Annotated in this window: 22 protein-coding genes and 1 tRNA gene; 9 read left to right on the plus strand and 14 right to left on the minus strand. The window is 64.6% G+C overall.

Going from position 1 to position 20,097, the window contains the following annotated elements; translation table 11 throughout:
• Window positions 1-182: 182 nt before the first annotated feature.
• A tRNA-Met gene (locus ABDW35_RS11600) sits at window positions 183-257 on the plus strand.
• A gap of 236 nt (window positions 258-493) precedes the next feature.
• On the opposite strand, the gene ABDW35_RS11605 is transcribed toward ABDW35_RS11600, so the two are convergent.
• Complete coding sequence (locus ABDW35_RS11605) at window positions 494-2,209, minus strand: DNA methyltransferase (protein WP_343714025.1); 1,716 nt, start codon at window positions 2,207-2,209, stop codon at window positions 494-496.
• Window positions 2,210-2,470: 261 nt separating this feature from the next.
• Here ABDW35_RS11605 and ABDW35_RS11610 point away from each other — a divergent pair, with 261 nt between their 5' ends.
• From ABDW35_RS11610 to ABDW35_RS11645, 8 genes are all read left to right on the plus strand, one after another.
• Window positions 2,471-2,956, plus strand: a complete 486-nt coding sequence (locus ABDW35_RS11610; protein ID WP_343714026.1) for a hypothetical protein — start codon at window positions 2,471-2,473, stop codon at window positions 2,954-2,956.
• A gap of 238 nt (window positions 2,957-3,194) precedes the next feature.
• The gene (locus ABDW35_RS11615) at window positions 3,195-3,710 is read left to right on the plus strand and encodes a hypothetical protein (RefSeq protein ID WP_343714027.1); all 516 of its coding nucleotides are present in this window, start codon (window positions 3,195-3,197) and stop codon (window positions 3,708-3,710) included.
• 643 nt (window positions 3,711-4,353) lie between these two features.
• Window positions 4,354-4,812 (plus strand): thermonuclease family protein, encoded by a 459-nt coding sequence (locus tag ABDW35_RS11620; RefSeq protein WP_343714028.1) that lies wholly within the window; start codon window positions 4,354-4,356, stop codon window positions 4,810-4,812.
• A gap of 122 nt (window positions 4,813-4,934) precedes the next feature.
• A complete protein-coding gene (locus ABDW35_RS11625) occupies window positions 4,935-5,348 on the plus strand; it encodes a hypothetical protein (protein WP_343714029.1) in 414 nt (137 codons plus the stop codon).
• Between the two features lie 3 nt (window positions 5,349-5,351).
• Entirely contained in the window at window positions 5,352-5,645 is a 294-nt protein-coding gene (locus ABDW35_RS11630) for a hypothetical protein (RefSeq protein ID WP_343714030.1), read from the plus strand.
• 3 nt (window positions 5,646-5,648) lie between these two features.
• A complete protein-coding gene (locus ABDW35_RS11635) occupies window positions 5,649-5,831 on the plus strand; it encodes a hypothetical protein (RefSeq protein WP_343714031.1) in 183 nt (60 codons plus the stop codon).
• Between the two features lie 387 nt (window positions 5,832-6,218).
• A complete protein-coding gene (locus tag ABDW35_RS11640; protein WP_343714032.1) occupies window positions 6,219-6,671 on the plus strand; it encodes an excisionase family DNA-binding protein in 453 nt (150 codons plus the stop codon).
• Window positions 6,672-7,313, plus strand: coding sequence for a PIN domain-containing protein (locus tag ABDW35_RS11645; protein WP_343714033.1), 642 nt, complete (start codon window positions 6,672-6,674; stop codon window positions 7,311-7,313).
• Between the two features lie 114 nt (window positions 7,314-7,427).
• On the opposite strand, the gene ABDW35_RS11650 is transcribed toward ABDW35_RS11645, so the two are convergent.
• The 13 genes from ABDW35_RS11650 to ABDW35_RS11710 form a co-directional block, all read right to left on the minus strand.
• A complete protein-coding gene (locus ABDW35_RS11650; RefSeq protein ID WP_343714034.1) occupies window positions 7,428-7,709 on the minus strand; it encodes a hypothetical protein in 282 nt (93 codons plus the stop codon).
• Window positions 7,710-7,900: 191 nt separating this feature from the next.
• Entirely contained in the window at window positions 7,901-8,197 is a 297-nt protein-coding gene (locus tag ABDW35_RS11655) for a hypothetical protein (RefSeq protein WP_343714035.1), read from the minus strand.
• 196 nt (window positions 8,198-8,393) lie between these two features.
• Window positions 8,394-8,663 carry a hypothetical protein gene (locus tag ABDW35_RS11660; protein ID WP_343714036.1) on the minus strand — a complete coding sequence of 90 codons (270 nt, stop codon included), beginning with the start codon at window positions 8,661-8,663 and terminating at the stop codon, window positions 8,394-8,396.
• Window positions 8,660-8,875: a hypothetical protein gene (locus ABDW35_RS11665; RefSeq protein WP_343714037.1), complete on the minus strand. Its 216-nt coding sequence runs from the start codon at window positions 8,873-8,875 to the stop codon at window positions 8,660-8,662. The genes ABDW35_RS11660 and ABDW35_RS11665 overlap by 4 nt, the downstream gene beginning before the upstream one ends.
• A gap of 348 nt (window positions 8,876-9,223) precedes the next feature.
• Window positions 9,224-9,847, minus strand: coding sequence for a hypothetical protein (locus tag ABDW35_RS11670; RefSeq protein ID WP_343714038.1), 624 nt, complete (start codon window positions 9,845-9,847; stop codon window positions 9,224-9,226).
• A gap of 1 nt (window position 9,848) precedes the next feature.
• On the minus strand, window positions 9,849-10,292 hold the full coding sequence (locus ABDW35_RS11675) for a structural protein (RefSeq protein WP_343714039.1): 444 nt from the start codon (window positions 10,290-10,292) through the stop codon (window positions 9,849-9,851).
• Between the two features lie 8 nt (window positions 10,293-10,300).
• Window positions 10,301-10,552, minus strand: a complete 252-nt coding sequence (locus ABDW35_RS11680) for a hypothetical protein (RefSeq protein ID WP_343714040.1) — start codon at window positions 10,550-10,552, stop codon at window positions 10,301-10,303.
• 14 nt (window positions 10,553-10,566) lie between these two features.
• The gene (locus tag ABDW35_RS11685) at window positions 10,567-10,908 is read right to left on the minus strand and encodes a hypothetical protein (protein WP_343714041.1); all 342 of its coding nucleotides are present in this window, start codon (window positions 10,906-10,908) and stop codon (window positions 10,567-10,569) included.
• A gap of 15 nt (window positions 10,909-10,923) precedes the next feature.
• Window positions 10,924-14,265: a hypothetical protein gene (locus ABDW35_RS11690; RefSeq protein WP_343714042.1), complete on the minus strand. Its 3,342-nt coding sequence runs from the start codon at window positions 14,263-14,265 to the stop codon at window positions 10,924-10,926.
• 2 nt (window positions 14,266-14,267) lie between these two features.
• Window positions 14,268-15,248, minus strand: a complete 981-nt coding sequence (locus ABDW35_RS11695; protein ID WP_343714043.1) for a hypothetical protein — start codon at window positions 15,246-15,248, stop codon at window positions 14,268-14,270.
• Between the two features lie 174 nt (window positions 15,249-15,422).
• Complete coding sequence (locus ABDW35_RS11700; protein WP_343714044.1) at window positions 15,423-17,543, minus strand: hypothetical protein; 2,121 nt, start codon at window positions 17,541-17,543, stop codon at window positions 15,423-15,425.
• Window positions 17,540-19,627, minus strand: coding sequence for a transglycosylase SLT domain-containing protein (locus tag ABDW35_RS11705; protein WP_343714045.1), 2,088 nt, complete (start codon window positions 19,625-19,627; stop codon window positions 17,540-17,542). The genes ABDW35_RS11700 and ABDW35_RS11705 overlap by 4 nt, the downstream gene beginning before the upstream one ends.
• A gap of 12 nt (window positions 19,628-19,639) precedes the next feature.
• The coding region (locus tag ABDW35_RS11710; RefSeq protein ID WP_343714046.1) for a tail fiber domain-containing protein at window positions 19,640-20,097 on the minus strand (458 nt) is incomplete at its 5' end.

Raw genomic sequence — 20,097 nt, forward strand, 5'->3', positions numbered from 1 at the left:
GGCGGCGGCGGCGGCGCTCAGCACGAAGGCGGCGGCCAGCCGGCGGACGGAGAGGGGCATCGCGGTCATGTCTCTAGGTACCGGAAGCGCCGCCGCCGCGGCAAGCGATGCCGCGACGGTGCGACACTGTCCCGGGCGGCTTGACACGGGCCGCGGCGGGCGCGTATACGCTCGGCCCCGATGGCTGGGTAGCTCAGTGGTAGAGCAGGGGAATCATAATCCCTTGGTCGGGGGTTCAAATCCCTCCCCAGCTACCATCGAATTTCCTGAATGTTCCCGCGGATTTCCGCGCCGGGACAAGGGCTTGGAAGGCGGAGAGACCGGTCGCGGCTCTCCGCCTTTTTCGTTCGCATCAGTTCTTTTTCTGCCGTTTCCGGCAATTCCACGCCAGACGATACGCCAGACGGGTTGGCTGAATGTTCCAAATCGTCGACTCGATTCCAGAGCGTTGGGCAGAGCTGTCATAGGCCTCACTCCCAGGCATGTCTGGTCATCATCTTCCTTGCCTGGCTCGCCTCGTCGCTGCTGACGCCGCAACAGACTGATGCGCTGCCCCTTCGGAAGCGTCCTTTCCGCCCTTCGTGGGTAACAGCATCTCCCTCTGGCGGGAATCTGGGATTTTGCGGCGCTTGACGGCTTTCTTTTCGCGTGCAGCGACCGCGGCCGGCTGCACCGGCTCAGCCCAGGTAACAGGAAGGTCGAAGCCGTTTCGATCGAGAAGCTGAGCAACTGTCCGGATCTGAACTCTCGGGACCGGCCGGCCGGGCAGGTCCGTCATTCCAGCGGCAGCCGCCTCTCGCTCCATCTCTCGTGTTGGTGGTCGGAGAAGTATCAATAAGCCGCAAGCCGCTCCCTCTCGTTCAATCGTGCCACGCAGGTCGCGCACCATGGCAGGACTGAGATGGTCGCCGCCCTTCACGGAGATGATGGCGCGCTCTGCCTCCCCATCCTCCGCCGGGAAGAATCGCTGTCCATCGATGCCGCGATCTCGTCCTTTCTTTCCGTCCTGATAGGGAGTGCCTTGGGCGAGCCAGACAGCCCAGAGCTGAAACTGATGTTTGTCGCGCCGAGCCAATTCGGCGGCGCCTTCCAGATCGAGTGGCCTGCCGATTACCGTGTATTGCGTCGATGGCAAAAACTTCGCGATTCGGCTCTCGATAACCTCTATCGCAAGGTGGGTCACATCAATCCCAATCCAAGCGCGCCCAAGCCTCTCTGCCGCGTGAATTGCTGTGCCGCAGCCGCAAAATGGATCCAACACAACGGCGCCCGGATTGGTTGATGCCTCAATTATCCTTCCGAGAAGCGCTAAAGGCTTCTGTGTGGGATAGCCGATCCTCTCATCAGCCTGAGAATTCACAGGAGGAATATCTGTCCAGACAGACGTAATTGGCGTTCCCCTTTGCTCATCTAGAAAACGTTTTTCTCTGGGAACCCCACCACCTGGAGGAAAATATATTTTTCCCTCTTCTGCTGCCTTTTGCATCCTTTCCTTTGTCCATCGCCAAACTTTTCTATGTCCCGCGAACTCGTAAGTCAGATTCGGCCGATTGGGATTCGGATTGAGGAGCGAGGTTGCTTGAAAGTGCCGACCGGTATCCTTGTCGACAAGATTGTAATGGGATTTAATATATGAAGCGTCGTGGCTAGAGAACGGCATGCTCCAAACGTATTTCTCAGATCTTCTATAAAATAATATGAGATCATGATTTGATGGAAAGCGCGTGAAGGCCAGACCTTTTGGCGTTGTTCTTTTCCACACTATTTCATTGGTGAAAAATTCTGTCCCAAATATTCCGTCCAGCATGATTTTGAGATAATGGCTGGCTGTGGGGTCACAGTGGAGAAATAGACTTGCCGTCGGCTTCATCACCCGCCTCATTTCTGTGAGACGAGCGGCCATCATCGCGAGATAGGCCATCATGTCATTTTCACCGAGAAAGCCGCGGAACGCTCTAAGCATCCCGGCGATCTCGTCTCCCCGGCGAACTACATCATGGAACGCACCTGCGGCGGCTTCGCCCCAGTGCCAAGTGTCATCGAACGCCTCGATTTGGGCATCCGCCCTTCTACCTGACGCGGACTTAAACAACAGGTTGTATGTGGCATTGCTGTTAAACGGCGGATCTAGATAAACGAGATCTACTGTCTCGTCCTTGATGTGCTCGCGCAGCACCTCAAGATTGTCGCCGAAATAGAGGCGATTCATCTGAATATCTCCCAAATATACTGGGAGTTTGCTCACTTCTCGCAGTGAGACGCAAGAGGGTTGACGAGACTAGGATTGAACCAATGACCCCTCCCGTGTGAAGGGAGTGCTCTACCAGCACGCCAGCAGGGTTCGAATCCCGAGAAGGGAGCCACGTGTTTTCAGCGACTTAGTCGCCTCGCCCCGCCACGTCTTGCCGCCGAAAGCCACACCGCCTACGCTGACCGCCTGGGGATCGTCACCACAGCCAGGCTGGGCACCATGGCGACCCCCAAGCGCAGATTCACAATCCGTCACTACTTCATCGAGCCGGGCGGCGACCGGGTGCTGAAGGCGAGCTCCAAGCTGCTCGACGGCATCATGGCCCGACGCAGGCACATACCCGATTGGGCCGGCATGAAAGTCCGGATGATCGAGGTCATCGTCAGGATTGCCGGCGATCGGCTGCACGTGGCCTCGGTCAAGGGCACCTACATGCACTTCGACGCCACTGGTCATTGGGACCAGCCCAGGGAGGCGCAGGTGGCGATAGCTCACCTGGAGCTTGCGTATCCTGGCGACCTCCCAGACGATCACCACCGCCGTCGCTTCATCCAGAGACGGGTGGCCGCGAGCAGGTGGCACGTGGGCACCAAGATCCTCTCCGAGATCCAGGACGACATCGAGAGCAGCGACCGGGCTCGGCGGGTCAAGGCCGTACCGCCTTGGCGATGGGTGGCGCCCGAAGACGTCACGGACCCTTGGTGAGCGCAATGCCCCTTCCCTCCGACATCGATCTTTGGCGCTCAGCCAACCTCATGGTCCGCCAGCATGGATCGTGCCGCAGCTTGGCGGCTCATTATCAAGCGATGCGAAGCGCTGGACCGGTGCAGGACCGGATCCGACCCTTTGCGGTCAGCCGACGATCTGTCACGCTTAAGGGATGTTTCCGTCCTCGAGGCTGAGCTGCAGTTGGTCGGTCATCTCAGTCGCCCTGACCACATTTGTGCTGGCTGCTTGTGCAACCACACAAGACTCATCGACCCATTCGTCGGATTCTGGTGTCGAACAAATCTCATTCGAAGCTGAGCCGGGGTTCGGCTGCGGCCGATGTGACAGCTTCAAAATCATCGCATATTCAGACGGCCGGGTCTGGATCGAGCATGGATACTGGGCTGTAGAAAAAGACGGTGAATACAGCGACTGGCAGATTGTACACCGCCGGGATCGCGTGGCACCCGAGCGGTTCCGGCGCCTTCGTGACGATTTGCTACCTTATCGCCCGGATGGGACGGTTTTGCTGGGGGATGAAGCTTCTTGCAGGATCTACGCGACAGACAGCGGCGGCTTACATGTGAAATGGCACGGCCCCAGCTCCGATGCGCATTTGAGGATTGATTTGGGCTGCGTGTCAGAAACGCTGCAACCGACGATGAACGCGGTGAAGGTCGCTCCGAGCAAACTGGGCATCCCCGACCTGCCAGAGCCGTGGAGCCAATGGGCAGTCGCCTCGACTGAATGAGCCCCCTTCTCAGGGATATCGATCAAGCTGGAACGACCGCTAACCGCCCGATCCGGTCGGCCACGCCGACGGCGGGCTGCCCAAGAGCTGCCGCGGCCATCGGCTTCGGAAAGCGGACAAGGCGCGATGCGACCCGGAGCAGCCATTGGCATGGGCTCTATCGTCGATCATAGTTGGCCAATGGTGACCAAAGACCTTCATCCGTCTGGACTGGATCCTAGAAGCCCGGCAGCACACGCTTTGGACGTGATGATGAAAGGAGGCCTGGGCCTGCCGGCTCTAGCGGCCTGTGCTGACCTCGTGTCCGCGGACTGTCGGTGTAGCGCGTGGTATGCCGTTAACGTGAAGGCGTCTGGTCTTGATGAGGACGGGTGGCTCGCGTTGCTCGATGAATACGAGCGGACCTGGGAGATGGCAAAGTCCGCGTTCGTTGCCTTTCGCTTAGGCGGGTCGCAAGAGCGCCTCTGCTCGGATCTCACCAAAATTGTCGAGCGCCTCAATCGCCGCCCCGATCTTCCCAAGCATAGCTGACCTCAAGGCGTCCGCTGTCCGCCCAAAGGCGACGGTTGGACGTGCGGAATTCGCGGTCGCTCCCGGACACTTACCTTGAACCAGGAAGGGACGAGGCAGTAGACAGCGGCGCATGTGCCTCCTTATCGTCCTCCTTCTTGCCCTCTCATCCCCTGCCCTCGCCGCAGTCGAAGTTGTCGACGGCGACACCATCCGCGTCGACGGCCAGCGCGTGCGCCTATGGGGCTACGACGCTCCTGAGCGCCTGCAGTCCTGCCGGATCAACGGCGTGGAGCGCGCCATTGGTGAGGAAGCCACCGAAGGGCTGAAGGCGATCCTGGCCGGCGGCGAGTTGCGTTGCACGACGAAGGACCACGACCGCTACGGCCGGACGGTCGCGGAATGCTGGGCCGGGCAGCAGAGCATCGGCGACGCGATGGTGCGCTCGGGCTGGGCTTGGGCATTGCCCCGGTACAGCAAGGAGCTATTCCTGCCCGCACAGGAAGAGGCCGAGCGTGCCGGCCGTGGCATCTGGGCTGGGCATGCCAACTGCGAGGCGCCCGCACGATTCCGGCAAGATCATAGGCGCTAAGCTGCATTTAGGGGCACGTCGCCCCTGGAGCTACAATCCATAGACTTTTATGAATCGACTCGACTCTGGCCGCCTCGGGATTTAGAACATTTAGAGAACACGAACCGATCGAGGTGCGAGATATGGACTTGCTCCCGCCGGTGGTCGCCAATGCGCTGAGAGGCCGCGCGCTCGACGCAGCGAGCCGAAATCTCGGGCTCCAGTGCCTGAAGCTCATGGGCGACCGCATGCTTCTGGCCAAGGGCCAGGACCCGGAAGGCGATGTCGACCCGAGCTACGCTATGCCGCTCGGTGCCAACGAGCGAGCGACGATGTGGCAGGCCGCCCGTTGGATCAACGAGGGGGTCGACAGCCGGCAGCCGGCCAGGCTGCAGGACGCCCTGACGGCGCTCCATGGAATGGCCCGGGCTGGCAGCCAACCAATCGACGTGGCCGCGGTCCCAGCGGAGGCGCTGATCTGCACGGACGAGGACCTGTGGGAAGAGGTGCAGGCGTTCTGCATGGTCTTCGGCGCGCGCCTGGCCGCGGGAGCCTGAGACATGCCCTATCAGGATCTCCTGAGTGGCCTGAAGTGGTCCATATCGCTGGCCTTCCGAGGCCATGGGGTCGGGCATCCGAGCCGGCGCACAAGAGGGCTGGACGAAGCCAAGGCGTCGCTTCTCGCCTCTGCCGCCATCGAACAGCTTCGGGTGAGCGGCTACGTGATCGGCCATCGTGAGCACCCGGTCGCGACATGGGTGAACGGTGGCCCCGACATCGCGGTCACCCCTCGCGAGAAGACGCCGCCTCAGTCGACCGACTGGATGCTGCCCAGCAGCGCGAAGAAGGAATGAGCCATGCCGCGCGACCTTGAGACCAAGATCATCGATGTCGAGATCGAGGACGCGATCCGAAGGAACGAGCTGCGCTGGATCGGGCTCGAACTCGGGATGCGTGAGGATGAGATCCGCGCGCTCCTGGCTATGGGGCTCTCGGTCGCGGAACGGCACCTGAAGGCGCTGAGCATTCATCCGAGATAGGAGACTGCCATGTGCGGCGAGAACACCGGACGCGGTCAGCCGAGTTGCCCCGGAGGCGATCGACGCGGCCAGCATATCTCGATAGTGTTTCAGATGGAGATGCGCATCACGGCGGATTGTAGGGGCGCCCGAACGCTTTCCAAAAGCGGCCTCGATCACGCACACGTGTGCGTGAGGCGCTAACGGAGAAATTTGTCCGCAATTTGGTTTCCGCGAATCCGATATGCGCGCGTGTCAGCATGGCGCACCTTCCAATTTCGCTATTTACGCCCATTTCGTTTAATGCGTTTAATGCGTCTAATGCGTTGAGCGCGATGAGTTGAATGCAGACCTTCGGCAGTGTGCCGGAGGAACCAAACAGACAGGGGTACGACGATGTTAGCACTCATGGACCAAACCGAGGGTCCGTTCGTCGCTGACGACGCCGAAGCCGTTATCGCGAAGGAAGCCGCGCGTAAGCTCGGGCCGATTGCAAAGGAAAATCAGAACATAAAAATCGCAATCACCGGGGTTGAAGGAGGAAATGTCATTGTTCCCCTTCCTGCGCGTGCAGTGGTTCTCATTTCCGAATTGCTTTCGGCGATGGCCAAGCGTGTGCCCTTCTCGGTGATCCCTCACGACGCAGAGTTCACCACCCAGGAGACTGCCGATTTTCTCAACGTCTCTCGGCCCTATGTGGTGGGTCTGATCGACAAAGGGACATTGCCAGCTCGCCTGGTTGGGCGGCACAGAAGGGTTAAATTCAGCGACATCCTCACCTACGAAGAGGGCTCAAAGAAGCGCAGAGAAGCTGCACTGAAGGCCCTCGCCGAGGAAGAGGAGGAATTGGGCTTGGATTAAATGATCTCAACCTTCACTGCTTTTTTTGATGCAAATGTCTTTTATGGCGCCCGTCTGCGCAGCCTTACGCTTTGGTTGGCGCAGACGGGAGTTTTCCGAGCTCGCTGGAGCGAAGAAGTCCACGACGAATGGACTGCTGCGGTTTCGCGGCGGCTGGGGATCCCTCTTGAGCGTCTGCAACGCACACGTTCATTCATGAACGACGCCGTTGAAGACAGTGTGGTGCAGGGATATCAGCAGCTCATACCTGTAATTAACCTTCCCGACCCTAAGGATCGGCACGTGGTCGCAGCAGCAATAATCGCTCGCGCCAGCGTTATAGTCACTTCGAACCTGAGGGATTTTCCCGAAGAGACACTATCACAATATGGGATTCACACCCGAACTCCAGATGACTTTATCATGGATGTCGCCAGCATCCATAAAAGTGCGTTTGCGTGGGCGGTGAGAAAGGATTTTATCAACTGCAAGAAGCCCAAGCTCACGCCCGATGGATACGCTAACGAACTCGCCGCGGGAGGTGTGACAGGCGTTGCCGAAATGGTGAGAAAAATCGGCATTTTGTTGGAGATCGAGGAAGAGGAATCTGCAGAAGCTGTGCCCGCGAGCCGAGCTACCGAGGGATCCAACGAAGGGGCCTGACCCAGGCCCGCGACGGCGCCGCCGTCCTCTCGCATGACTTTATGGGCAGAAACCCCGCTTCGGCGGGGCTCTTCGTTTCAGGGCGGATATCTGCCGATTGCGCTTCCCTGAAGCTCATGGCACCATATCTTGCGTGTAGAACGCCGTGAGGCGTCCCAGCTCAAGGAGAGATAGATATCCAATTTCCAGACCGACGATCACGTGAGGAAGGTGCCGGGCATTGACCGGAATCCTCGCCATCTTCGAGGAGCGATCGGGATCGTCCGCCGAGCATGGCGCGATGACCAGGGCCTGCGGCGAATCGACATCGACTTTCCCGATGCGCCGGAGCTTTCGGTCATTGGCGACGAAGCCGGCCGATATGAACGGGTCGACGCGGCTTAAGAAGCCCCTCAACGCGCCCCTTCTGCCTGTTCCGATCGACGTCGCGCCGAACGTGAAGCGTCCTCCAAATGGGGGATGACGGTTTCGCGAAACACCTTCTGAATGTCGTTGGATGCGAAGGCGTCCCCCGAGCATCCAGCCCGACCCGGCGGTGTCCCCCACCATGCTCCGGGTCGGGCTTTCCAATTCCGGGGGACCGGTGATCAGCGAACGAGGTTCCAGAAACGCTCCTCGGCGCTATTCTCGTGGCGATGACGGCCGTGGTGGCGCCGGTCGTCGTCGCGATGTCGACGATAGCTATACCGGTCGCGGTAGCGTTCATGATCCCGTCGCCAGTCCCGGTCGTGGTCGCCACGATGACGGGAATAGCGCCACACGTGCGGTTGGTTGTGTTCCGAGGCACCTTCGGCGTGAGCGGCGGGCGCAACCACCGGGGCCACCGATACCAAGGCGGCGGCTACCAGAGCGGCGTTGAGCAACGATTTCATGAGCGGCATCATTTTGCCTCCACGGTTCCATATGTAGACCCGCGGAACAGGGTCGGAGTTCCGTCGAGACTCCCGACCGCTACCTCACCGACTTTCCTTCCACCCGCAGCGCTCGTCGCCCGTCTGGTTGTGGGCGAGGATCTGGCGGGCGGTCGGATCGGTCAGGATGTCGGCGGGGCTGATGTAGATCGGCTTGGCCCAGACGCAGTCAATCGTCGCGGGACCAGTGCCGGCGCAGCTCGTCAGCAGCGGTGCCGTCAGCAGCGCGGCGAAGGCGATCCTCCACCCGGTCGCGGGTCTGCACCGCATCGCGATAGGCTTCATGCTCCTGGGCCTCCTGCTCCTGCCCTGCGGCCTGCCGCCCCTGCCGCCGGCCCAGCAGCAGCGCGCCGCCGATCGCCAGCAGCACGGCGCCGGCAGCGACGATCCAGCGTCCTACCTTCGATCCGACGAACCATGCCCACGCCGCGGCGATCATTTCCGCCTCAGCACCAGCCAGACGATGACCGCGACCACCGCGGCCACGCCGCCGGCGGCCAGCAGCCACCACGGCAGACTGGCGATGTCGCGCAGGATCGGCACCGCCGGCGCCACGGTCTGCAGGTTGTCGACCGCCGCGCCGATCAGCGCCACGCCGCCGCCGCCGGCCACGGCCGCGGTCTTGGCGACGCTGGCGGCCTTGCTGACCACCGCCCGGCTCCGCGCCGCGATGCCGGCGCCTGCCGCATCGGCCGCTGGTGTTGGTCGACTGCAACCGGACGATCGCGGAGAGCTGGAAGCGGAAGGCGTTCAGGGAGACGGGAAGGTAGGGAGACGGCTCAGTTGTTGGGAATTTCCCAATAACTGGCCGATTTCCTCTCGAGGAAATTCGGGTGGATTTATAGGGTAAAACCTAGCGTTTCCGCGGCTTTCGTGGCCGATTCGCTATCGAGAGAAATAGGGGATTCGTTCCGGCGCCGGAATGCGGTATGGTGGGGCGCGAGAACGATGAAGTGCCTCGGGGTGCGAGAGGGGCCGGCTTGACGGAGCCGGCCCCTCTCATTTCAGGCTGTAGAACAGCAAGACGGCGTTCATGGCCACGCGGAGCGCCGCATTGATTTTGTCCTGCGTCGTGCCGTTGATGGGATAGCTCTTCGCCTCCGCAATGGCCTCGTCAGCGACGGCGGTCGCCCTGGCGACGCCATCGGCAAAGGCCGGGCTCGAGCAGACCGGCAGCTTCAGGGCGATGCAGGTGGCTGCTGCGGCCTTTCCGACCGCGACGTAGCCTTCGGCATAGGCGATGTTCTTCTGGACGCCGCTCGTATCTGCAGGTTGAGCAGCGCCACCAGAAGGAGCGCAGCCAGACAGAAAGGAGCCGAGCAGCACGAGCGTGATGCCGATGGCGGCGCAGGTGACAAGCGGATGCGTCCGCATCGGATTGCCGGCGCTGTCCACCGGCTTGTTCGACGGCAGATAGATCGCGAGCCACGACACCGCCCAGGTGACGCCGAAGGTCACGAGGCCGATCACCGCCTCCTGTACCACGCCGCTGTCCGGGATTTCTACGATGCCGGTCAGGCGGCCTATGGCATACAGAACCAGCGTCACGGCGGCGGAGACGAGGCTGCCGACATTGGCCTTGGTAGCCGTCTGCGGCATGCCGGGATACGGGGAGTTCGGCATCTCACTTCCTCTCTTCCACGCCGGCCAGGGCCAATCCCCGCCGGACCACTTCGGACGGGTAGCGATACCCGGCGTTCTCATGAGCGATGATCGCGTCCACCAGGCGCGCGGCCGTGTCGTAGTCGGTGACGTCGACCGGCTCGTCTGGCCCCACGCCAACGGCCTTGGCGACCGCAGCGACATAGGCGCTCGTGTTGTTCTCGACCGGGGGCGCCCACCGGTTCACGATCCCGCGGACGGTGCGCAGCTTGTGCTTGGTCTGATAGGACTGGAGCAGCTTGGCGATGGCCCGGATGCCCCATTCCGGCGCCTTGAAGATGGCGAACCGCTTCTCGGCCTTCTGCTCCTGCGTCATCTCCGCCCGCTCGGCACGACCTATCCAGGCTTGGCCGGCGTCGATGTTCCCAGGATTGTTGTTGCGGATCCCGCGGGGAACGGTCGGCATGGTCTCTCCTATCGTCTGCGAAGCGCCCTCACGCCGCTGGCGCGGCGCCCGTCGCACTCGGCGAGCGCGGCATCGGCCATGGCCCGGTCAGCGTGGCGGCCGGCTACCTGCTCGGCCGCGGTGGTGGGAAGCGTGATGGGCGGCCAGTCGACGCCGCCGCAGGGCGTCGCTGCTTCCTTCGGCACGCGCGGCGTCTCGACCGGCGCCATGACCGGCTTTTCGATCACCCGGGGCGCGCAGGCCGCCAGAAGCAGCCCCACGAAGGCTCCGCGGATCATCGTGGCTTGGGCGCCGGCCGGACGAGGCTGTTGACGGTCGTCTCCATGGTGTCGACGCGGCCGGTGAGATTGTCGACGCGGCTCGTCAGGTTCTGCACATCGGCACCCGTCGCGAAGCCGGATTGCGTGCGCTTCATCTCGTCCTGCGCGGCCTTCATGTCGGCCTGCGCCTTCTTGACCGTGTCGACGTCGGTGACGAGCTGCTTCACCTGGCCAGGCAGCCCGCTCAGCGTGTCGATCTTGCCGCCGAGCCAATTCACGCCCCACACCACGACGGCGCCCAGGGCCGTGCGGTAGGCCCAATCCTTCCAATCGGCCTTCTTCGCGCTCTCAGGCATGCCGGCCTCCCCGGGTCACGAGACAATCGCCCCATCCGGCCAGCGCCAATTGGTGCCGTCAGAGACCGCCAGGCGCTTGTTGGAGGTGCCGTCCGACACGTAGATCAGCTGAGCCGCAGTGGCCGCGCTCGGGAGCGTCGCGACGGTGTAGCTGCGGAGCTGGATGTGCCGCGCCTGCGTGACCACGGTCTGCTGGTTGACCTGCAGGTTGCCGTTCTGGTCCTGCCCAAGGCCGGTGAACGAACTCGTCCCGTCACCGGTCAGGATGTCCATCCGGGTCGGAACGTTGGTGGCCGTGGGCGCCCCGGTGACGGTCGCGATCATGCGGAAGCCGTCACGGTAGGCCGTCCCGTCCGAGCCGCCGCCGACGAAGGCGAAAAGCTGGTCACTGGTGTTGACCGCCGTATGGGCACCCGCTGAGGCGCCGCGGGTCTTGTAGGCGCCGAGAATTGGCGGGCTGGCCGACGCTCCGGCCCTGAAGGCCGCGAGGCCCACGGCGCCGGCCGCCTGGACCTGAACCTGCGGGGTGACCGCGCTTCCGGCGTAGACCCCAGCCACAAGCGCCGTGCCGCCGACGACGACACCGTTGCCGCCGCTCTGCGTCACCAGGCCGGTCAGATCGCCGCCGGCCTTCGGGAAGGCACCGAGCGTCGTCAGCATCGCCGCAGTGGTCGTGTCGTCGAGCACCGTCCGCGCCGCAGCCGTGACCGTCATCATTGCCCAAGTGCTGGTGCCGGTCGCGTATGGAGCCTGATCAGCGGCGCTCGTCAGCGCGGCAATAGCCTGCAGATCGGCGTCGAATGCCTGCACATCCGTGCCGATGGCGAGGCCGAGATTGGTCCTCGCCGCCGCCGCGGTGCTGGCTCCCGTGCCTCCATCTGCGATGGCGAGGTCGGTGATGCCGGTGATAGTACCGCCAGTGATGTTGACGGCGTTGGCGTTCTGCGTGGCCATCGTGCCGAGCGAGCCGGCACCGGTCGCCACCTGGATCCAGCCCGACGTCGATGCCGGGTTGTTGCCGTGGTAGATGGCGTTGGCGGCGGTGTCGACCCAAAGCTGGCCAATGAACTCCGGCGCCGTGACGCCGACCGGCGAGGCTGTGCCGGTCTTCACCGGCTGGTAGATCTGCCAGTAAACCGGCAGCCAGTCGGTAAGGTTCGTGTTTCCGCTACCCGTCGTGCGCCGCCACCAGCCGGCGTTAAACACCGCGCCGGATAGGAGCGCCGCACCGGGCGAGGCGTTGGCGACCCAGGTGGACGCGAGCCATGTCCCCGAGGCCGGCTGCGCCGTGTAGGTGCCGGTGGAGAACTTCGGGCCGGTGTAGGCCATATAGCCGGCATCCGGATCCGTCGAGGCGTCCTGCGGGTTCTCGTTGGTCGCGATCAGGTGGTTGTGCTGCGGGTTGGGATAGGCGCCCATGCCGCGCAGGTTCACCGGATCGCCGTAATAGAAGTTCCCGACGAGCTTGATGCCGCTGTTGGCCGTGATGTGGGCCGGCTTCTTGGCGTTCTTGAAGTGGTTGCCCGACATGACGACGCCCGTGACGTCGGTCGCGTCGATGGCGCTGCCGCCGGCCGTGCTGGCGTTGATCCACGAGCCATCTGCCGCCCGATCGGCATGCTCCAGCTTCGGGTCGATGTCGAAGGTGTTGTTGGTGAACTCGACGTCGACACGCTGGCGGCTGGTGCTGCGCAGCTGCACGCCGAGGCCGCACCGCACGAAGGTGTTGTCGTCGAACTTGACGTTGTTCAGGTACTGCGTCGTGCCCGAGAAGTAGCAGCCGGTGGCGAAGCCATCGATCTGGTTGTTGCTGAACTGCACACTCTCCAGTGCGCCGGAGATGTAGATGCCGCGGCTGTTCGGGCTCAGGATTGATGTGGAGAACGCCGGGTTCTGGAAGCCGCCGGAGCCGTTGGTCCAGAACTGCCCGAAACCCAGGTCTGCCCAATTCGTGCCGGCGCCGGGCTGAGACACCTTCTGTGTGACAATGTTGTTCGCCAGGATGATCTTGGCGTTGGCCCCCTTCGGCATCGTCGTGCCGATCTTGTCCCAATAGGGGTTGGGCTTCACCCACGCCTTGCCAGTATAGTCGAACTGACCGGGAGCAACCGGCGGCGCGCCTGGCGCGGTGCCGACCGACAGCGTAGGCGGCGTGATGTAGATGCCCCAGCATACGTCCGCGCCGCCGAAGACGTTGGTGTTCACCACGTCGGTGACGGTGTTGTTGGCCATGATGATCGAGTGGACGTCGTTGTTCCCCTCGTCCCCGGCCCGGCCGAACACGAGCCCCTGGCCCGGCACGAAGCGGCCGTGGTTGCCCACGATCGCTGCGTTCTGGGCGCCAAGCACACGGATGCCGTAGCCGTACATCCAGCGGTTGCCCATGATGACGACGGAGCGCTGGTACTGCGCCGACGCCGTCGAGCTGGTGCCGATCGGCGGCAGAGAATGCGAGGCGATGAAGTCGTCGCCGCCGTAGAGGCCACGGTTGTTCGTCGCGATGAACGTGGTCGTCCGCGCGATGTTGATGTGGTCCTTGAAGTTGTGGTTGACGAAGCAGTCCTCAACCCAGGCCGTCTCAGCGGCGCCGCTGATCGCCATGTGGCGGGAGTACTTGGCCTCCACACGGCGGAACCACAGCTGCTCGAATGCCTGCACCTGGACCAGGCGCCCCGTGGGGTCGGCGCCCTGTGTCGTGTTCCGGTCGGCATAGCCCCAGAGCGTCAGATCCTCGAAGCCGACATAGCCCGGCGTCACTGCGGCGCTGCTGGGATCGGAATGCTGGCCGAACAGGATGACGTTGTCCTGCAGGGCGTAGAACGTCGAGCGCCCCATTCCGGCGCCCTTCACGATCACGTTCGGCCGCATCCGGCATGCGACGTTGGCCGACATGTAGGATCCCATGCCGTAGACCTTGTCGGCCTGGCCGTAGACGTAGCCCCCGCCCGGCACGAGCGTCATGAACTCGATGGCGTTCTGGATCGCCTGGGAGTTGTTGGTGCCGGTGCCGGCGACCGTGTCGCCATCGCCGACCGCGCCGAACAGCTCGACGTTGACACCGATGGTCGGCGGCTGCAGCTCCCACCAGCTCCCGGCGCTGTCCTGGAACTTACCGGCATGGGCTGGCTCCGACACGACCTTCTTCCACGCCGCCATGCTGTCGCCCGGCGCCTGCGCGCCTGTCGTCAGCAGGAAGTCCCGGACAGCCTGAGGGGCGCCCGCCACGGCCGCCGCGATCGTGCTGAAGGCAGGAGACGTCGTCTCCAGCTCGTCCTTCGCCGCCTGGAAATTCAGGCGCACAGAGGCGGTCGTCGCCAGGCCGGTTTCCGGCTTGGTCGGATCGATGTTCGAGGCCATGTTCAGGCAATCCGGGAGATGGTGACGGTGACGCGGTCGGGGTCGAAGGCACTCATCCCTGAGTTGCCCTGCATCGTCGCAATCTGGACGCTGGTCGCGGTGCGCGAGCCGCTGACGACGTTGGCGTTGTTGCCGGTGGCGGAGACCGGAACATCCGTGTCGATCGAGACACGATAGCTCCCAGACAGGCTTGGGAACGTGATGGTGTAGAGGCCGACACCGTTGCGGGTCACTCCAGCGCCGTTGAAGGCCGCAATCACGCTCCCGGCCCCGGTGAAGGCGATGGAAGCCCAGGTGGTTCGCTGGATGCCGGCGCCGGTCAGGTTGTCCAGGGCCTTGTGCGCGGCGTCGACGGCACCATCAAACTGCCCACTGCCGTTGGTGATCTCTGGCAGGTTCCCGGCTCCGGTGCCGACGTCCCGCGCCGCGGCGGTCCCGAGCGCCACGCTCGTGCGCGGGTTGAGCAGGATGAACAGCGCCGACGTGTTGTTGGTGAGCACCGCGACGATGCCCCCGGCGACGATGTCACCGGCCTGCAGCACCGTGCCGTCCTCCCGCCGGATCGTACGGCCACCGAGGCCATTGACGTCGAGCGTCGTCGCGCCCGTGTTGGTGAAGCCGGCGCGGAAGGTGATGATCAGGCCGTCCGGCAGGGTCGTGAGCGTCGGCGACAGCGTGATCGCATGGGCGTTGGCGGAGCCGGTGCTGACGCCGCCGTACTGCGCCTCGCGAGCGAACGCGATGGCCTGGTCACGGCGCACGGCGTCGCTGCTGGCGCTCGAATTGCCGACGTTCGTGACCTTCTTGCCGCCCATGTTCAGGTCGGCCTGCATGCCGCCCTTGCCGCTCCGGCTCAGGCTGTCCGTCAGGGCATCGGCTTCGTCATTGGCGAGGTTGTTGTAGGCGGACGAGCTGATGACCTGGCCGGTGACGGCCGTCGTGCCGGCCGGCTTGGTATAGGTGCCGTTGGCGTCTCTCGGCATGCGGGGCTCCAAAAGAAAAGGCCCCGCTGTGTGGCGAGGCCTGGATCTGCTATGCTGGCCGGATGGGCAAAGAACTCGATCAGCCCAGAACCTGGGCTGAGTACTGCGCGAAGTACGATGCGGAGACCGGCATCTATGAACCGGTCACCAGCCGAAGCTGGCGCGCCGCTCCCTTCAATTGGGCGACTTTGGCGCGAGTGACCCTGCTAGGAGGCTCGGCAATAGGAATCGCGCTCCTGTTAGGAGCGCCGCCGGGACTGGCCGGGGGGCTTGGCGCGATTGGGATGTGCGCAGCAGTTCAGCGATGACCTTGTTGCGCGCCTGAGGCGACGGGTTCATGAGCGCGGTTGCCAGCTCATTGGCCACCGGCTCGTTGATCCCCCTCGCCCGCCGAGCTGCCCAGCCCAGGCCGGCGCTGGCAATGCGTGTCGGGCTTCCGGAGACGATGGCGCCCCCAAGGTCGGCGATGTCGTTCAGCGCAGCCGCCTGGGTCGCATCCTCGGATAGCCGCTCCGCCGTGGAGCTGTTGCCTCGGATGACGTTGCTGGTCTGCTGCATGGTGTTCTCCATGCGCAGCGCGTCCATGAACGCCTGATAGCTCTTCTGGTCCGGGAAGATCTCCGCCAGCCGGCGACGCATGCCCGGCCCCATGATCGCAGCGGCCTGGTTGCGCGTCCCGGTCCCGCGCTCGATCATCTCGCGCAACTGGCGCACGACGCCGAGCCGGAACAGATCCTTATCGCCGGACGACATGGTGTTGAAGACCCGCGCCATATCCTCCACGTCGCCCTGCGCGAAGGCTCGGCCTGAGTTCAGGGCGTCAATGCTGGCGCTCGGCCCGGCAAAGGCCTTGCGCGCGCTCGCGTAGAGGCCATCGGGGCCGCCAGTGACATGGTCCATCTCGGCCACGAGGTCGCCGCGCACCCTGGCAATATCACGGACCTCAGACGGGATGCGTCGGCTGATCGGATCGCGGGCATCCTCGATGATGTCATCCAGGCTGCGCTTCACCTGATCGAGCGCCTCGAAATTCGGGATCTTGGTGACCTGCAGGCTCTGTTCGCCCGTCAGGGGATCCGTGACGGTTTCGACCAACCTTGGGAACGGCTCGCGCAGGTTCAGCGCCCGCTGCTCCGCCGCGGCGATCGCGCGCCGTCCGGCGGGGGTGTTCAGGATCTCGATCACCTCGGGCGTGTTGTACATCGCCGGGTCGCTCTGCCGGAGGGCGTCATACAGCGGCTTGGCGGCGGCGGCACGCTGAGCGCCGATCTGCTCCACCGTCTGCGTGAACGCCTCCGGGTTGCCCATGGCACCCCGCATCAGGTCGACGATGCGTTCCGGCCGCTCGAAATTCCGCTGTTCAAGCTGCTCCAGCATCTGTGCGCGGCCAGCGCTGGGCACGCGGAAGGCGGAGCCGGCGAGGCGCTGTGTGTTGGGGCCGGCGACATCGGCGAGTGTCACCGGCTGGTTCGGATACTGCGCGGCCCTTGCCGCCAGATCCTGCGGCGTAACCTGGTCGCGCTCCAGCGCATTGAGCATCAGGCGCCCGGCCTGCTTCTCGGCGTTGCGCAGCCCGAGCGCGTTGCCGACCAGCCCCACGCCCCGACCGATCATCGCTCCCGCCGCCGGGAGAGCGCCGCCAAGCGCACCACCGGTCGCGCCACCCGTCAGGGCTCCGACAAGGCGCTCGTATGGGCCGCCTTCGGCATTGCCGGCACCAGCGACAGCCCCCGTTCCAGCGCCGATTGCCGCGTTCTGTCCGATGTTCCCGAGGAGCGTCTTGGCCGGGGCAACGCCCTTGGTCATTCCGAGCCCGGTCCCCAGGCCGCCGATCACCTGCAGGGCAGTGTCGGCGATCGGATGCTCTTCGCCCCAGGCCTGCTGCTGGCCGCGGATCTGCTCCAGGTTGCGGCCGTAGTCGCTCTGCTGGCCGGTGACGAGGGACGACAGCCCGTTCGGGCTCTTGCCGGTGATCGCGCGGCCAGCGGCGTCGCCGAGCGCGCCGCCTGCCGCCCCAACCTCATCCGCCAACCCAAGCGTAGCGCCCTGCCGTAGCGCGTCCGTTGGACCACTGATGGCCGCATTGAGCGACGCCAGATTGCGCGTGAGCCAGCCGGGGTCCTCGCGCACCTTCCCCGTCATCGGGTCGCGCCACTGGCCCTCCGGCACTGCAGGAGGCTCCGCCGGCGCGAGCTGCTGCTGGGCATACTGCTTCATGACCCGATCGATGACGGATGGATCCGTTCCGTCCGGGAACTGGTGCATCACGCCATCGGCCGACTGCGCCTGGATCATTGAATGCGGTTCCCCTGCGCGTCATAGCGGATGACGGTGCTGGGCGGCGCAGCCGGGGTCGCGGCCGGCGATGCGCCCTGAGGCGACTGGCCCTGCGCCGGAGAGACGCCAGCAGGCGTCGGCGGCTGGTATCCCTGCTTGTAGTAGTCGCCTGTCCGGAGATCGCGGGATTGCGCCTGGGCAAGGGCAAGGCGGTTCTGCGCCGCGATCTTGGCGCGCTGCAGAACCGCGGCACGTTCGGCGCGGGTCATGTTGCCGGCGCCCTGCATCTCCAGCAGGATCTTGCGCTCGCCCTCAGTCGGGTTGCCGCCGAAGATCGCCCGCAGCTGATCCAGCGCGGTCTGCGTGATCAACGTGTTCATCTCCGTGGTCGCCGCCGCGGCCTGCTGATCGAACAGCCGATTGCCGAGCTGCTCGACGCCGGCCAGCGGCCCGCTGGCGGCGCTATTGTTCAGCTCCATGGCGCGGTCCAGCGCCTGCATGGCGGACTGGATGCCGACCACGCTCTGATCGGCGCCACGGATCGCTTCCTGGTTCGACGCCGTGTTGAGGTTGATCGTCGTGCCGCTGCCGCCGATCTGGGAGACCTTCCCGTCCGGGCCGATCTGAAAGGCTCCTTCCGCCGGCAGCCCGCGCGCGGCCTTCTCGTCGGCCGACAGGGTATGGAACTGCTGCTGCGAGAAGTCGGCCAGCACCTGGCCGGTCCGCGGGTTGACGAGCCGGTTGTTGACCTCGATGCCGTTGATCGGCTGATCCATTTTCAGAGCCTGGCCGATCACCAAGCCGGCAACCTGCCTCTGCCCCTCGTCCGCCCATGGGTCGGACAGGATGGCGAACGCGGCCTGCATCACTTCCGGGGAGAACTGCGGCCCCTGCTGCTGGGACTGCTGTAGCGCCTGTGGAGCGGCCATGGTGTCCGGCCCGGCACCGCCCCGCAGCGCGTCCTGACCCGAGCCTCCGCCAACGCGACCATCGCCGTTCATGTCGGCGTATTTGACCGTCTCTGCCGGCAGCGGACGACCGCCGTTGACGTACTGGTCGGTGCGCCCTGGCCCGGCATTGTAGGCGGCCCGCGCCAGCTCCGGGTCGCCACCGTAGCGGCCAAGCTGCGCCTGATAATAGGCGGCGCCTAGCGCCTCGTTGTACTGAGGGTCGTTCCGGAACCGCTGCTCGTCCCAGGGCAGACCAGCGAGAGCCGCGGCCTCGGGGCCGGTCGCCGGCATCACCTGAGCGATGCCGATCGCGCCTGCCGGGCTGGTCAGAGGCTGGCCGTTCCGATCGAACTGCCGGCCGCCGCTTTCCATCCTGACCATGTCAGGCGGCAGCTTGCCATAGACCATGTCGGTGCCGGCTCCGCCGCTCAGCTGATCCTGTCCGGCCCCAGCAGCGAGAGGCGCGCCAAGCTGCGGCAGGTTGTTCATGATGCCTGTCGCGGCACCCCCGAAGAACTGATTGGCCAGATCCGGCGACGCCATCGGCGATGCCGGCTGGTTCATGGCGCCCGGCAGTACAGGCGGCATGCCGTTTCCGCCCAATGCCGCGGTCTGCAGGGCGCTGGTGGGAACTGTCGGCGCGACGCCGGCCACCGGAGCAGGCGGCATCGCAGAGGAGCCGGGGCCGTAGTTCATCGGCTGGCCGCCTTCCATCGGCGGCTGCATGCCGCCACCCACCGGCGGCGCGGCGCCGATCGGCGGAAGCGGCTTCGTGTCGACGGCGCCGAGCGGCGGAGCGCCGCGAGCGGTGGCGATGGCGTCCTGCAGCGACGGCGCCGACGTGGCAGCGGTCTTCCCGCGGCCCGACAAGGCGTCAACCAGCTTCGCGAAGTCGGACTGCGACTTCGCCCGGGCCGTATCCGCCTTGCCTTGGTTCTGGTTCTTCTGCCAACCCAGAAAGCCGGCGGTCGCCACCTTGGCGAGACCGTCCAACCAGCCAGTGGTCGGCGTGCGAAGGGCTTCCGCCAGATAATCCCCATAGGCTTTGTCCCGGTCGCGAAAAGTCTGGGGCGAGAACCCCGAGCCCGGCGCGACAGGGAGGTTGGGCGGCGCGGCCTGCTGCGGCGCCGGCTCATAGACGATGCCTGCCATGTGCCCCCCTGATCAGGCGACCATGAGATAGTCGACGTGCTTCAGGCCGCCGATTTCGACCACGGCGGCCGGCATGAGGCGCTCAACGTCCTGCGCCATGACGCCGATCTGCGGCGGGCCGCCGGCCCGGTAGCGGAATTCGTAGAGCGGGATGCCGCCTTCCGTCTCCCCTACCTGCCGAATGTTGGTCTTCAACCTGATGTCGGAGAGAGAGAAGCCACCCGTCGCCCAGCCTCCAAGAGCTGCGGCACCGAGGTTGAACAGGCCGCCCAGCCCCGCCTGCGCGTTCTGCTGTTGCTGCTGCCACTGCCCCAGCTGCGCCTTGTACTGATCTTGCATGGCGCCCTGGATGTCCGGCGCCTGGATGCTTGGCGAGGACGATTGCGGCGCCGATGCCGTCTGCGGGGCACCGCGGCCAGACAGCGCCAGCGCCTCGTTCACGAGCTGGTTGCGCGCCTGCAGTCCCGTCA

Source organism: Inquilinus sp. (genome assembly GCF_039594555.1).
Lineage (GTDB): Bacteria > Pseudomonadota > Alphaproteobacteria > DSM-16000 > Inquilinaceae > Inquilinus.

Excerpts from the sequence above, each read along its gene's own strand:
- ABDW35_RS11700 (WP_343714044.1), bottom strand. The coding sequence starts at position 17,543 with ATGATCCAGGCGCAGTCGGCCGATGGCGTGATGCACCAGTTCCCGGAC.
- ABDW35_RS11610 (WP_343714026.1), top strand. The coding sequence starts at position 2,471 with ATGGCGACCCCCAAGCGCAGATTCACAATCCGTCACTACTTCATCGAG.
- ABDW35_RS11645 (WP_343714033.1), top strand. The coding sequence starts at position 6,672 with ATGATCTCAACCTTCACTGCTTTTTTTGATGCAAATGTCTTTTATGGC.
- ABDW35_RS11695 (WP_343714043.1), bottom strand. The coding sequence starts at position 15,248 with ATGCCGAGAGACGCCAACGGCACCTATACCAAGCCGGCCGGCACGACG.
- ABDW35_RS11690 (WP_343714042.1), bottom strand. The coding sequence starts at position 14,265 with ATGGCCTCGAACATCGATCCGACCAAGCCGGAAACCGGCCTGGCGACG.
- ABDW35_RS11670 (WP_343714038.1), bottom strand. The coding sequence starts at position 9,847 with ATGCCGAACTCCCCGTATCCCGGCATGCCGCAGACGGCTACCAAGGCC.
- ABDW35_RS11675 (WP_343714039.1), bottom strand. The coding sequence starts at position 10,292 with ATGCCGACCGTTCCCCGCGGGATCCGCAACAACAATCCTGGGAACATC.
- ABDW35_RS11640 (WP_343714032.1), top strand. The coding sequence starts at position 6,219 with ATGGACCAAACCGAGGGTCCGTTCGTCGCTGACGACGCCGAAGCCGTT.
- ABDW35_RS11635 (WP_343714031.1), top strand. The coding sequence starts at position 5,649 with ATGCCGCGCGACCTTGAGACCAAGATCATCGATGTCGAGATCGAGGAC.
- ABDW35_RS11685 (WP_343714041.1), bottom strand. The coding sequence starts at position 10,908 with ATGCCTGAGAGCGCGAAGAAGGCCGATTGGAAGGATTGGGCCTACCGC.
- ABDW35_RS11620 (WP_343714028.1), top strand. The coding sequence starts at position 4,354 with ATGTGCCTCCTTATCGTCCTCCTTCTTGCCCTCTCATCCCCTGCCCTC.
- ABDW35_RS11655 (WP_343714035.1), bottom strand. The coding sequence starts at position 8,197 with ATGATGCCGCTCATGAAATCGTTGCTCAACGCCGCTCTGGTAGCCGCC.
- ABDW35_RS11625 (WP_343714029.1), top strand. The coding sequence starts at position 4,935 with ATGGACTTGCTCCCGCCGGTGGTCGCCAATGCGCTGAGAGGCCGCGCG.
- ABDW35_RS11630 (WP_343714030.1), top strand. The coding sequence starts at position 5,352 with ATGCCCTATCAGGATCTCCTGAGTGGCCTGAAGTGGTCCATATCGCTG.
- ABDW35_RS11605 (WP_343714025.1), bottom strand. The coding sequence starts at position 2,209 with ATGAATCGCCTCTATTTCGGCGACAATCTTGAGGTGCTGCGCGAGCAC.
- ABDW35_RS11660 (WP_343714036.1), bottom strand. The coding sequence starts at position 8,663 with ATGATCGCCGCGGCGTGGGCATGGTTCGTCGGATCGAAGGTAGGACGC.
- ABDW35_RS11705 (WP_343714045.1), bottom strand. The coding sequence starts at position 19,627 with ATGGCAGGCATCGTCTATGAGCCGGCGCCGCAGCAGGCCGCGCCGCCC.